This is a genomic window from Stenotrophomonas sp. HMSC10F07, from assembly GCF_001807895.1.
Classification (GTDB): Bacteria; Pseudomonadota; Gammaproteobacteria; order Xanthomonadales; family Xanthomonadaceae; genus Stenotrophomonas; species Stenotrophomonas sepilia.
Window position 1 is genome coordinate 112,465 of the sequence record NZ_KV791446.1, and the last position, 13,972, is coordinate 126,436.

Annotated in this window: 7 protein-coding genes; all 7 read right to left on the minus strand. The window is 58.5% G+C overall.

Annotated features, from left to right (window positions below; translation table 11 throughout):
• Positions 1-365: 365 nt before the first annotated feature.
• Complete coding sequence (locus tag HMPREF3114_RS18410) at positions 366-1,109, minus strand: bestrophin-like domain (RefSeq protein ID WP_070490337.1); 744 nt, start codon at positions 1,107-1,109, stop codon at positions 366-368.
• A gap of 229 nt (positions 1,110-1,338) precedes the next feature.
• Positions 1,339-1,983 carry a response regulator gene (locus HMPREF3114_RS18415; protein WP_070490339.1) on the minus strand — a complete coding sequence of 215 codons (645 nt, stop codon included), beginning with the start codon at positions 1,981-1,983 and terminating at the stop codon, positions 1,339-1,341.
• A complete protein-coding gene (locus tag HMPREF3114_RS18420; RefSeq protein WP_070490341.1) occupies positions 1,980-5,213 on the minus strand; it encodes a hybrid sensor histidine kinase/response regulator in 3,234 nt (1,077 codons plus the stop codon). The genes HMPREF3114_RS18415 and HMPREF3114_RS18420 overlap by 4 nt, the downstream gene beginning before the upstream one ends.
• Positions 5,214-5,525: 312 nt before the next feature.
• Positions 5,526-6,740 (minus strand): EAL domain-containing response regulator, encoded by a 1,215-nt coding sequence (locus HMPREF3114_RS18425; RefSeq protein WP_070490343.1) that lies wholly within the window; start codon positions 6,738-6,740, stop codon positions 5,526-5,528.
• Positions 6,737-9,508 (minus strand): response regulator, encoded by a 2,772-nt coding sequence (locus HMPREF3114_RS18430; protein ID WP_070490345.1) that lies wholly within the window; start codon positions 9,506-9,508, stop codon positions 6,737-6,739. Before HMPREF3114_RS18430 ends, HMPREF3114_RS18425 begins: the two co-directional genes overlap by 4 nt.
• A gap of 349 nt (positions 9,509-9,857) precedes the next feature.
• A complete protein-coding gene (locus HMPREF3114_RS20750; RefSeq protein ID WP_176746392.1) occupies positions 9,858-10,934 on the minus strand; it encodes a fimbrial protein in 1,077 nt (358 codons plus the stop codon).
• Between the two features lie 178 nt (positions 10,935-11,112).
• A complete protein-coding gene (locus tag HMPREF3114_RS18435) occupies positions 11,113-13,950 on the minus strand; it encodes a fimbria/pilus outer membrane usher protein (protein ID WP_083297616.1) in 2,838 nt (945 codons plus the stop codon).
• Positions 13,951-13,972 lie beyond the last annotated feature (22 nt).

The window sequence follows — 13,972 nt, forward strand, 5'->3', positions numbered from 1 at the left end:
TGTCCGTGTTTTCCGCAGCCAAAAATGGGGCGTGGCCCCCTCTGTCAGGGCTGTGACGTGCATGCTGTGGAACGACGGGTTGCGCGTTGTTGCATAAATCAGTCGCCCGGGTGGTCGGCGTACGAGCCAGGGTACAGTATCGCTCTATACCGACAGACGATGCGCCAGGATGCAAGATTTCGGCCAAGGAGCGTTGGTGGTAGCCGCTCCAAGTGCTTTGGCGCCGATCTATGGTCTGTCCCCTCGTCGCTCACTCAGGTCATATGAGTTCCGTGGCGGGCCGCGCGCCGAGGGAGTTGATTCTTGGGCTTTCGCAAGCGCAGCCCTGACGATAGCCATGAGCAGCTCACGCCATCGTTTTCGCATCATTCCAAACTGATGGTCTTGAGGTTGTTGGCGCTAACCCTAATGATGCCTTCACCGGGAGCGTCTATCTCGGCAATCGTTAGAAAGGCAAGCGCGATGATCGCCGGCATGATCAATAGCATCCCATCGTGCTTCGATGTATGCCCTGCGCTATAGCCGATAAGCCCGCCGCAGCACCCGGCAATGAACAAAAGCAGTGCCCATGCCGCCAATGGAACCTGTCGGCGCCAGTACGAGATTGTTCGCTGTTGCGAACTGGAAAGGTCGGTGAACGCGTTGACCACAAGCGCGTTGATGGGCGTAGGGTTCCGGCGCGCCTCGGAGGCGGCAACTTCCCACAGCCGACGCTGCGTGTTCAGAGCTTCTTCACGAAGTCTACCCCGTTGTTCACTGCCCGCAGACTCGTAAAGTTCAACACGAAGCGTCAAGTAGTCTTCGAGCAGGGCAATTGCGATCTTCTGGTTCTCCGGCGATAGGAGTGAGGACTTTTGCATAGCTGCTCGAATGGCTATTGCTTCGTTCTCCTCAGAGGACTGACGAGAATTGAAACCTCCTATCGCCATGGATAGCGTAAAACCTATCAGCAAGCCCAGCAGAGAGAGAGCCGCGCCGGTTATTAACTTGTGGAAGTCTTCCTCCCTATTAACATTTCCAGCGCGCAGGCGAAAGTGCCGACCAGCGAAAGTAAACGAAGCGATAAGGCCGAATGTGGCCACCAGAATAATTACTGAATAGAAATTCAACGTTCCGAGCCCTCTATGGGAGAAGTCCCAAGGTCAACGCCAACATATCTTCATAACCCACGGCAGTAGCAATAGGGCAAATCCTAAAAAAACGTCTCCACCAGAACTGCGACACGTTGGCCGCCGACAAGATAGATGCCAGAGTGTCGTTGCTTGCCTGTCTAGGTGCGGGAGTATCCGTCGACCCGCGCTGTGGCTTGCCGCATCAGGTGGCGTCGGCGCATCCAGATCAACCAAACAACGCGACTCTCAAACAGTATTCGATCAATGCCTGATCGGTGTCGACACCTAGCTTTCGCATTGCACTGACCTTCTGGGTACTCACTGTCTTGCCGCTGCGGTTCAGTTGTAGCGCGATGTCCCTGACAGACAATCCCCTGACAAAAAGGCGGATAACCTCGAATTCCCGCGGCGACAAACTAGCTGCCGCTTCAACACCACTTGCGGCGTCTCGGCAGAGCGCATCGGTCTGCAACTCCGGCGCATGGTGAAGACGACCGCTAAGGATAGTTCGGAGCGCCTGTACCAGACTGGCCAGCCCGTGACTCTTCACCACCACGCCCGCCGCTCCTGCCGCATACATGGCGCTTAGCAAAGAGGGGTTGGACATCATGGTGAGCACCAACAGATGGCATTCCGGAAAACGGCGATGCAGGTAGGAAATCAACTTGATGCCGTCACTGAATTCTTCGTTGCCTGGCATACTGTAGTCGGTGATGAGCGCGTCGGGTTGAACACGTGCCATGAGTTCAATAAGTGCTGCAGGGTCCCTAGCTTCACCCACAATCTGCAGATCGCGTTCTTTGGCGAGTGCGTCCCGGATGCCGGCTAACACAATTGGATGATCGTCAGCAATCAGTAAACGCGTGCTCATTGGAAACCGTCCATTAGGTGGGGAGGGTTGGCTTCGAACTCTCCAAGTGGCTCGAGTAGCGCGCTTAGACGACTTATGAAATCGAGCACGTTAGGGCGCTCTTCGATGACACTGGCGCCGGACTTCAACCGTCCTTCAATCGAGAGCCCCGCGTCGGCGAGTGTCGTTGCTCCGACGACGACTAAGGCACCACGAATACGATGCAGTACCTGGGAGACCGTCGTCGCTTGCGCGGCATCGAGCGCATCCCTAAGAGTTCCCAAGTCCTCTCGCATGGATTGCACAAACAGCTCGCGCATGTGTGGCGCAATGTGCAGCACCTCCTCAGGGGACGATGGACGGCTTGCCGGTGCTGAGGGTTCTTCGGGGGACATCTGCGCCCCCCTAACGGCCGGCTCGAGGACCTCCTGGAGTGCACGCAGCGTGATGGGCTTGACCAACAGCGCCTCCATGCCCAGCGCAACGCAGCGATCATGTTCGGCAGGGTCCGCGTTGGCGGTCGCACCAATGATCGGAACACGAACACCACGTTCTCGCAGCGCGCGCGTTAAGGCGTGTCCATCCAATCTCGGCATATTGAGGTCGGTGATGATTGCGTCAAAGGGGCGTTGGCCCCAGTAGTCGAGTGCTTCACGACCATCGCTGGCGACCACGGCCTGGCAACCCAGTTGTTCCAGTTGCTCGCGTAAAATGGCTTGATTGACAGGGTTGTCTTCCGCAACCAGAACCTGAAGCCCTAAATGCTGTACGGGCTGCGCACTACCGCGCGCTGCCGCAGGAAGCGGCTGGCCATTGGCTGAAGCAATCGCTGCCACGATGGCATCTAAACGGTGCAGGGTAACGTGCCAAGCCCCGCCCACGTACTCGGGTAGGCCTGCGTCGCTGCTCGCGATAACGTGAGGACCCGGCCACGTCGAATGGGAATCCTCTAGCTCAAGATCGAGCATGACGGTATCTGGCTCGGCCTCGGGTGCGGTACTGCCCTTCCAGGGCATAGCGGCCGCACCACGTTCGCACAATCTCGCGGTGATCGACTGCACCAATTCACGCACCGGTCCGCGCACGAGAACCGCCACCTCGCACGCTAACCGGGCAGGCGCAGGGCGCAGCGATTCGGATGACGCAGACGGCAGGGGGAGTTCGAAGGTAAAGCTGCTGCCCAGGCCGCTTTCGCTCACTAGGCGAATGTCTCCTCCCATGATGGCGACCAGGTGGGCGCAAATGGAGAGGCCCAAACCGGCACCGCGTTGGCCATCGTTGCTGGGGCTTGCCTGATAGAACGCACCAAACAGATGCACTTGATGCTCATCGGCAATGCCGATACCGGTATCGGTCACCTGCCATTGCAGCCATTGCCGCTCATCCCGCATGAAGCGCGTCATACGCACCACGACGCGTCCAATGTCGGTAAATTTCACCGCATTGCTGAGTAAATTGTTCAGGACCTGGCGGATTCTAGCCGCGTCACCTTCAAGCGCTTTGGGAGCATCGGCGTCGATACAGGCATAACACTGGAGACCTTTTTGACGCGCTGCGCCTGCCCAAGCGGCGACGGTATCTTCTGTGAGCAATACCGGGTCAAAGGTCCCTGCCTCCAACCGCAATTGTCCCGCCTCCGCCTTGCTCAAATCCAGGATGTCACTGATGATCTGCATGAGCACGACCGAGGAGTGCTGGATCGTCTGCAGGTACTCATGTTGACGCGGGTTCAGGGGAGTCAGGCCGAGCAGCTCAAGTGTGCCCAGTACACCATAAAGGGGCGTGCGGATTTCATGGCTCATCGTGGCGAGGAACATGCTTTTCGCGCGGTTGGCCGAATCGGCGGCAGAAGTGGCCTTTTGCAACAGGCGTTCCGCCTCACGTTGCGTGCTCAGATCGATGAATAAGCACAAGACTGCCGACTCACCGCGGTACTTAACGTCGGCCGCGCTGACCAGAAGATCTCGCTGTTCGGGCGTCCTATAGCTGCGTTCGCTGCCCGACGATCCGTGCGCCTCCGCACACACGGCTTGCCGCCATGCACCTACCCAGCCCCCGCCCTTGTAATCCCCGCCAAGCCAGTCTCGCAAGCGCTCGTTGTCGAGCATGACCGCGCCATCACTGCGCCGTAGCAGGCATAGCCCAATCGGAGCATGCTCAAGAACGGCACGACTGAAGGCTTCACTTTCCAGGAGTTTCGTCTGGTTAAGACGCATCGGCTCAACGACCGAGCGACGATACGTTCCCAGTAGAATCACGCCGCCAGCAGCGAGTAGGAGGGCCACGATCGCGCTCGCAAGCAGCGGGGCGCGCGCCTGGCCGACCAGTTGACCCCAAGCAATATGATAGACGCCAATCCATTGGCGATCGTTGTGCACTCTGTAGACGAGACCACGGCGGTCGACCCCAAGCGCCGACGCACCCGGACGGGGCGTGTCTTCGGCTAGACCAAACAATCGTGTGCCCTCGGCGTCAAATAGGGAGAGACTGGAAAAGGTCGAGCGGCCGAGCGCCTCTCGAAAATCGTCAACGCGCCCGGTGTCCAGCAAACAGCTTGCCGATGGGAACGCCTCGTCGCTTTCCATAGCCCATAAGCGCTTGTCCTGAGGTGCATACGAAATGGCGAGCAACCGGGACTGGCCGTCAAGCCATGGGATAGGAACCCAAAGGATCTGCCCTTCCTTTAGTTGAGGTCGGTTGACGACGGTTCGATGAATACGCGTGACAGCAGCCTCCAACTGGGAAGGACTTCCCTGGAGGCGATCCGCAGAATTGCCCGTAACGGGAACTAGTATTCCGGACCTACCGGCCCCATCCACCAGCATGCATTGGGGAGCGACGTACGATGATTCGGCCCAGAAGCTTCCATAGAACCGAAGAAACCGCTCGGCGAGCTCCCGTGGCGACGTTTGAGAGGAACTGCCAGGCGCCTGCACCAGAGCCCAGGAGGCAAAGAACGGTGCCATGGACCATGGCGGATTTGATGCCGTCGCGGATAAGCTACTGTCGTTTGGGGATGGAGAGGTGTCATGCAACCGCCAGCGTTGCAGGAAGCGCTCCTGTTCCTTTAACGCACCGTCCAGACGTCGAAAGTGGAACTCGAGCTTGTCCTCGGTCTCCCGCAGCACCTGCAACCCAGCAGAAATCAGCAAACCGGCCTGCAGGGTTGCCAGTACAACGACTATCACGAGCAACGCATGGGCGAGGACAGACCGACTGGCAAGTCGGCGAAATGGCAAGGCTTCCGGCATATGCGCCTCAGGAAAGGCGCAGCTGCACCGGCCTGGTGCCGGAATGCGCGCCCTTCTGACTATAAAAACTACGGTATACGTTGTCAATACGCCGGGGCGTAGATGGACGACCGAGCCGCCGGCTCCGGAAGGCCACTCTGAAATACAAAACAATTGAGCGGTGAAACCACTGTGAATAGGCCACAGCCCATGCAACAAGAGCGCCTACCCCATTTGCCGTCGCTCGCACCCAGCTGCCGCGTGCGCACCGGATAACGAGGCAATCTGCGGTTGGCCAATGATAGCTAAAGCCATTGGCCTGGCCGAGCCAAATTACGACAACTTAGACGGCCCGCCGGAGGCAGACCGCTCCTCGGAGAGGAGCCGCGCGAAGCCGTCTAAAGGCAAGGCCTGCGAAATAAAAAAGCCTTGCACTACATCACAGCCTAAACGACGCAACGCGGCCAAGTCCGCTTCCGCCTCCACGCCTTCGGCCACGATCGTCAAGCCCAGACGATTGGCCAAGGTGATTACTGTGGATAGCGTCAACTGGAGCGCAGCGCTTGCGGCGCATCCGTGTACCAAGGCTCGATCGATCTTGACCTCCGTGAATGGCGTGTTGACCAAGTTGTGAACCGAACTCAACCCTTGCCCAAAATCATCCTGCGCCAGTCCAAAGCCCTTCATGCGCAGCCGACAGGCGCCGGCGTAGTAGTCACTTACATGATGCGTGGTCGAGCTTTCCATCAACTCGAAGCATAAGTCACTGGGAGTACCGCCCCATTGCTGGGTCAAGGCGAGCAAGCGATCGGGAAGGTCCGCATGTTCAAGCAGGTGAGGCGGCAGGTTGATCGACACGGGGATGTGAAAGCCGAGCTTGCGCCAGCGCTTCTGCGCTTGAACGCTGGCCTTGAGCACCTGTACCAGCAGCGCCTCGTCAAGACCGTGCGCATGCACGGCTGATAAGAACGTTCCAGGCAATAGAATGCCACGCTGCGGGTGCTCCCAGCGCACAAGGGCCTCCGCAGCCACGACGGCCCCAGAGGTCAACGACTTTTTGGGTTGAAACCAGGCCGTGATACGCCCCTCCGCAAGAGCGCGCTGGAGTTCTTCCCGCGTTGCTTCAATCGGCACGACGCGCGTCGGTTCCGTACCCTTTTGCACGTCACCACTGAGTGCCAACGCGTCGAGCAGGGCGTCCACATCAGAGGCCGCAACAGGCTTCGGCAGTAAGCCCAGCACCGTCAGACCCAGTGATTCCGCCATCAAGCGGGCCGCACTCATCATCCGTCGGGACGTAGCACTTACGAGCGCCAAGCGCGGTGGATTCGACCGCGCAGCCAACTCCTGGATCAACTGGATGCCATCGTGATCCGGCATCAATAAGTCCGTCACGACTAGATCGTAGGACTGGCAATTGCACATCGCGATGGCTGACTGCGCACTGTCGCATGCATCCACACGCAAGCCAGCATGTGCACTGAAAAGATTTGCGATAAATCCGCGCTGAAACGCCTGATCTTCAACGATGAGAATGGCGAAACTCATTTCTTGCCCCCTTGACTCACGCTCACAAGGACGTCCCGAAGCGCATTCATTTCAATAGGCTTCGCGAGGTAAGCCTGCATTCCGCTTTCCAGGCAACGTTGCCTCTCTTCGAAAGTGGCATTGGCGGTAGCACCTATGACAGGTACCGCATGGCCACCGGATCGCAGTTCGCGTACCAGTTGATGGCCATCCATTTCCGGCATATTGATGTCCGTGATGACCACATCAAACGACTCATCCAGGCACAAGCGCATCGCCGCAGCGCCGTCGTTTGCGACGCTCACGCGACACCCAAGCACCTCTAGTTGCTCCTTGAGGATGAGACGATTGATGGGATTGTCTTCGACGGCTAGAACGTGAAGCGACAATGGCTCGACTGCCGCAGTCAACCCAGAGCCCTCATGGCGCAGCGAACCGCGCTGCGCCTGTGCGATAGCCGCACCCACAGCGCGCAGGCTTGAGAGCATCACCACCGCGGCGTTGCTACACGATGAGCGCATCGCATCGCTATGCGCAGACATCAACAACACTTGCGGACCTTGCCACGGCAATGGCTGGTCGGGATCGATATCGACCAGCACCGCACCATCGCGCGACTCCCCCACAATGAAGTCGCTCCCAATAATCTTGGAGACTCCCCCCCAGCGTTGCACCCATCCGACTACGCTATCGACCAGTTCACGCTGCCGCCCGCGCACATATACAGCCGGCTCCGCCAGGAGCCTAACGGACGTATCTTCGGCTTCGACGAGCGGCAGGGGCAATGTGAGGGTGAAGCTGCTACCCAGCCCGGGCTCACTAACCAGGCGTAGCTCGCCGCTCATCAGGTGCGCCAGACGCTCGCTGATCGACAATCCAAGACCCGTACCACGATGCGTGCCCGTACCCTTAACCTGCGCAAACGGCTCAAAAAGTGTGGCCTGATCCTTGGCCGCGATCCCGATTCCGGTATCGGTCACCTGCCACGCCAGACGGCTCGAATCGCCTTCGCGCTCGATTAGTCGCACACGCAACGTGACACTTCCGTAATGCGTGAATTTGATGGCATTGCTCAAGAGGTTGCTTAATACCTGACGGATTCTCTCAGCATCACCCGAGACCCGAGCTGGTAGGGCGGGATCCACGCACAGCACGAGCTTGAGGCCTTTGCCGGCGGCAGTATCCGAAAAAACCCGCACCACACTCTCGGCCAGATCCAGCGGACTAAACGGCGCTACCTCCAGATTCATCTGTCCTGATTCGATCTTGGAAACATCGAGCACATCACTGATGAGTTGTCGCAGCGTGATGGAGGAATCATTCATCGTGCGCAAGTATTCCGCCTGCTGCGGATCCAGAGAAGTTCGCCCGAGCAACTCCAACGTGCCAAGCAGGCCGTAAAGTGGTGTGCGGATCTCGTGGGTGATCATCGCGAGGAACGCGCTCTTGGCCTGGTTGGCGCTATCGGCGGCCTTGCGGGCCGTGGCCAGAGCGCGCTGCGCTTGACGATGCCGGGTGATATCGTTGAATACGCATAACAGCACATCGTCGTCTTGGTAGCGTGTCGAGGCATAGAGAACCTGCAAATGCTTGTCGCCGGACGTTGCGAACTCCTTGCTGGCCGCTCTTCCCGCAACTTGTGCACGCCACTCGGCTTGCCAGTCCTGACCATGCAGATCGTCACCGAGCCATTCACGCACCAAGGTGTTGGAGAGAATGATCTGCTGATCGCTTCGCCGAACAACGGCAATCCCGACGGGCGCGAGGTCGATGACAGCATTCGTAAAAGCTGCACTCTCGCGCAATTGTCGGTGCTGCGCGATGGCCGGCTCGATGAGCTGCCGCGTGACACGGCGCCGCAATAACACCAATCCCGCAGCCGCCAGGACAATAAGTGCTCCAGTACACACCAGATCGACCCACAGGTCGCGCGCCACCTGGCCCATTGGCACGACGTAGATCAGGCGCCATCCGTCTTCACCGACCGCCACATCCAGAACGAGTTGACGTGGTAGCCCACCCAACCAGGCAATACCAAACATGTCCTGACCACGGCCATTCAAATCCTTCCAGAGGAGGCCGTCCTCGCTAGCGGCTTTACTTGTCAAAAACACCTTACCGCTGGCGTTCAGCAACGCATAGTCGCCGATCCCGGCGCCATGGATCACTCGCTTTGCGTCCTCGACGTTCAATTGCAGTACGAGCCACTGGTGGGAGTCGTGCGGACTCACGACCTGCGCAAGATAAAGCTCCTGCCCGGTGATGCCACGTGACCAATAGACACGGCCGTCTGCGGATTTGTCGCTCCATTCGGTGTTCCTTGGCGCGCGGACTAGGTCGCCGCTCAACTGCGGCCCCGCGAGCCATCGCATTTCACCGGCAGGCAAGTCGCCGCCAAGAAGCAGGTCAGCACCGAGCGTCGTGAGCGTGTGTTCCGCGCGTTGAGATAGCAACAGTACGCGCTTCTGACGGTCCGTTCCCATTCCCAGCGACAGGGGCCGAGCCTCGTTGGTTGCCAACAAAGACTGAGTCGGGACTGTTGTAATGACGGAGTCGTTGAGATAACGCAAAAGCGCTTCTCTTTGATTGAAATACGATTGGACGTTGTACGCTGCCGCGTTCATTTCCCTGCGATGCAGGGACACTTTTTCCGTCATGCGCGCCAGAAGAAAAAAGCCGGCGGTGCCGATCAGACAAAGGAAAATGCACACCGTAAGCCAGCGCAACAGCACCGTAGGGGTGCTTGCGGAAGCGCTCGAGGCCGAATCGTGGTGTGCGGAGGTTGTCATGACCTTATCGTAGGTACAACCACGACAGCGGGAAATCAGGCAAACCTGAAAGTCAAGCTTGCTCGCGGAACAACGATGAGGCGACTGAGATTGCCACGAGCCACTGTGCTAGCCCGCACCTGCGTTTGTAGTCGGATGTATGGCAGCAGCGACGGTTACCCATTTGGCTGCGCCGCTGGCACCTCACCGAAATTCGCGTGAGCGTCATACTACGCCTCGCCCTGCCCGAAGGGCAGTAGCCGTCCTGCTTGCCCCGGGCGTCGGGCGCAACCCAACACCCTAGGCAGATATAGTGAAAAGGGAAGATATGTGCGTCGTGCCCTTTCTTATCTCACACCCCGCGCGAGGGCTAGGGATAGCTCATCGTAAACGTCGCCACGCCAATGGCCGCACCCGGAGTGATGGTCTGACCTGTCCGCACGTATCGCACTTTCAATGGAATACGAAAGGTCGATTGTCCTTGCTGGATCGTACCGGCGGCCCAGCTATTGCCTCCGACACCTGATTCAGGACCGAACGTTAGCACCGTGCCGTTAAATAGCACCTGGAACCCCACCCCCTTGGCCGCAGACGAGGGCGTCAGCGAAAGCACATCGGATACAGCGCCCGGTGCGCTAGAGTCAGTGAGGGTCACGCGAGCGTTGGTAGAGGTGCCCGACATGCCACCCGAACAGCTCAACACGATGTCAAATGCACTTTCGCCCGCGGTCTTTCCGATCGCGGGGAAAGCTGCAGTTGAGACTGTAGGCATGGTTACACCAATTGTGGGCGTCTGCACCGTGCAGGTCGGCGCCTGCGGCTGGACAACCACCGGCTTATCCCAAACAAAATCCAGCAATATCTGCCCACCGGCCGAGCCAACGGTATATTTCCCGAAGCTTCCTTGAAGAACTCCACCTGCAGATATCGGCCCGGTCTTCACCAATTCAAGGGCAATTTCAAATTGGGTTTCGAAATAGCTATACCCGATCGAGCCCTCGTATGGCAAATATGTCGAACTGAGAGGCCAATAGCTCTGAGCGAAGGAGGATATCCTCAGCCCGACGCCTGGGACCGAAGTAGAATATATGTTATTCGACGGGACCCCATAACCGGACATAAAAAGTCTATCCGGAGGATTACCCGAACACGAAAATGTGGCTTGACCCTTGGTATTATCAATAACGATCGTCCCAGTTGCTTTGTAGATAGTTTGGCCGACCGCATATGCTGCTTGATCAAATGGCGGTGGATTGAATCCGCTCACCCCTCCCACATAGTAAGCCTTACCATCACTTACGTTTGTCATCTTGCAGACAGATCTGGCACTAACGTTGTGAGCGGCCATCGCTAGAATCAGGACTACGCCCAAGCGCAAAGCAGCACGCGGGGATAGCATCGCTACGAGGTGGGGCAGGACACATCTGCCCATCCAGTTCATCTTCATGTTTATTCTCCTCAAACGCCAAGCTGATGCTGTCCAGCCTCGGATGCGATGGCGGCAGCGCATGAATCAACCCCTGCGAGCAACCATTTAGCGATCCTTTGAACCGTTCCTAGTCCAGCAGAACTGAGCTTATGCCCAACGGCTTGACCCAGAAACGCTCTAAGGCTGCGAAGTTCCATCACTGACAAATAGCAGTAATAGCGGTCAGTGCCTGAAGCGAATCTCCGACGGTTCGATCGGGAACAGAATATTCGATGCGACATTGTTGCGAAGGATCGGTACCCCACTGGACTTGAAGGTCGCCTTGCGACAGCGCTGTACGCACGAAAATCTGCCCCCCTTGACCGACCATTCCGACGAGGTTCCCCTGCGCGTCAGACACATCAGAACCGAGAGGGATGGACTCGCCATTCGCTCGCTGACTACGAATCAGCAACGCCCGACCCTTGCTGGTCTGGAATGTCATCGGAACCACTGCCCCAGCCCGTGGCGCAGTTTGTAGGCGCGTCGTTTGCAACTCGACATCCACAGACGTGCCCGACGGATCCAGGATGACGTCGTTCATCCGGTATGGCGTTAGCCCCGCCGCGATGGCGTAGCCGCGACCGTCGATCTTGGTCTGGCCTCCGCTGGTCACACGCGCGCCCTGCGCATCGGGCGCGTGAATGATCGCCACTGGACTGTTCAAGTCCATCTGAGGTGCCAATGTCACCCCACCGCCATGCACTACAACCCCGCCCGATGCCCCCAAAGCCCCCTGGCGATAATGATCGCTGACGGAGTAGCTTCCATTGAGGTGCCCGTACGGCGCCGCCCAGCCAAGGCCTCCGCTTACGGTCGTAGCGTCACCGCTACGATCCTGATAATTCACGGCCGCGTTGTAGTTGTACTGATTGAATTCCCCGAACGTGCCGCTGATTGCGGCGCCGCTCGTATTACCCGAATTATCGTCGTGTTGGGCCATCAGCGTCAGGGTCGGTGCCTGTTGAGCAGTCCGGCCGAGCGGCACCGACAGGTTAATGCCAATCTGGTTATCGAAGCGTCCACCACCCGCGGCCCCGCTATAAGCGTAGGTACGCCCGGCGGTGATGCCAATGGTCATACCACGCCAGCTATTGGAGTATCCGAACTGGTACGTTGCACTACTATTGGACTGTCCCCAGTACGTGTTTCGTAGTCCGTTGAAGTAGACCGAGCCATACCTGTCTCCCAGACTCTGACTCAAGGTCACTTGCAGTCGCAGCTTGTTGCGCCCGAGATAGAGACTGCTCGGATCGAACGAATATCCCGCACCCTGGGCTGCGGCGAGTTGACCCTTGGTGAGCGTGGCGTCCGACAGCGACTGGTAACCACCATCGGAATAGCGATAGGTTGCCAACATGAAGGTGGTTTGACTGGTAGGTATGGTCTTGGAGTAGGACACGCGCACGCTGTCCCCCGACAAATGTGTTTGGCCCAGACGCGTGCTCGATCGGGAAAGGTCGGTGGCAAACGCGCCCATCGGCGTATTGACCGCGGCGCCGAGCAGCATGTTGGTGTACTGGGAACCGTTGGCGACTTGCAGGCCACCATACAGGGTCAGCCAATTGTTGATGCCTCTCTGGTACGTGCCCTCAAAGAAGGACATCGTGCTCTGGTTGAGGCTCGGATAATAGACTTGCCCCGCTGTCACTGCCCAGCGACCGACGCCGGGCCGAAGCAGCATCGGCACAGCAGAGAACGGCACAACAAAGGAGTGCGTATTGCCATTCGCCTCAAAGACGGTGACGGTGATGTCCCCGCCATAGCTGGTCGAGTAAAGGTCGTCAATAACGAACGGACCCGGCGCTACGGTGGTCTCGTAAATGAGCATACCGTTCTGGCGCAGCTCCACCCGCGCGCGCGTATTGGCCACGCCCCGTACAACTGGCGCGAACCCCTGCATGGAGTCCGGCAGCATGCGGTCATCGGAATATAGCGTCGCCCCACGAAATGGCGTGCTGTCGAAGATGATGCCTTGTGTGGCGGATTGGCCCAACGTCGCTTGTGCTTTGAGCGCCGTCACATCGTGCGACGCAGTAGAGCCAATGTTCGTCCACAGCGCACGGCCACTCTGTTGATCCCAGACGAGGTTACCCTGACTGCGCAAGCGCCAACCTCCTGCATTCAACCCCATGTTCAGACCGAGGTAGGCATTGACATTGTCGTATCCTCCACCGGAGCGAGCCGCCGTGAAACTACCAGGCCGCACCGGAACGTACCGCCCATCAGGGCTCAGCATGAAGCCACCGTTGTTGCTGGGCACGTATGTGCCGTCACTTCCCAAACGGAAGTAAGTCCCGTTCTGCACAGACACCGGCGCTCCATCGGGGCCAATCGCCTGGCCGCCGCTCGTGGAACCGCCCGCATATCGCTGATTCACCGAGTAAACGTTGAAGTTATAGCCCAACAGTAGGGCGGACTGGCCCTGGTCCCACAACTGCGGATCCACATAACCGCGGGCGCGGCGCACCATCGTCGCTTGAGGAATCGAGACATCCAAACGCAACGCGTTCACGTCCATTCGGGCGCTTGCATCGGGTTCGATGTCCTGAAGTGAAATGCACGTGCTCTGGGGGCCGACAGGGTGCTGGTCAAGCTTGTTTAGATTAATGCCCATCTGCAGCAGCATGTCGTACGTGAAGCAAGGTTGCGCAGCATCCTTTCCGGCAACCGTACGAAACACGATCGCAGGGCGCGCGATAAACTCCTCATTGACGAACAGGTCAACGCTGTACGTTCCCGGCAACACCGGGTTGCCTCGCTCGTAGCGCGAAATATCCATCTTTGACGTCGTCGTGGGGCCAAGAAAAGCCGTGTTGAATTCGACGTACGCCCCCGCAGCTGCCACTGCCTCGGGCTCGGCGAGGCTCGGCGCCGGAATCAGACCGAGCGCCCATGCTGCCGACCAAGCAAGCACGTGCGGTCGAAGTACCACACGCGGGGGCTGGGGCGAGCTGCAAGAAGCCAGACGATGACGCGGAGTGCTCCTTTTCATGTGCTTCTCAAATCAAGTCATA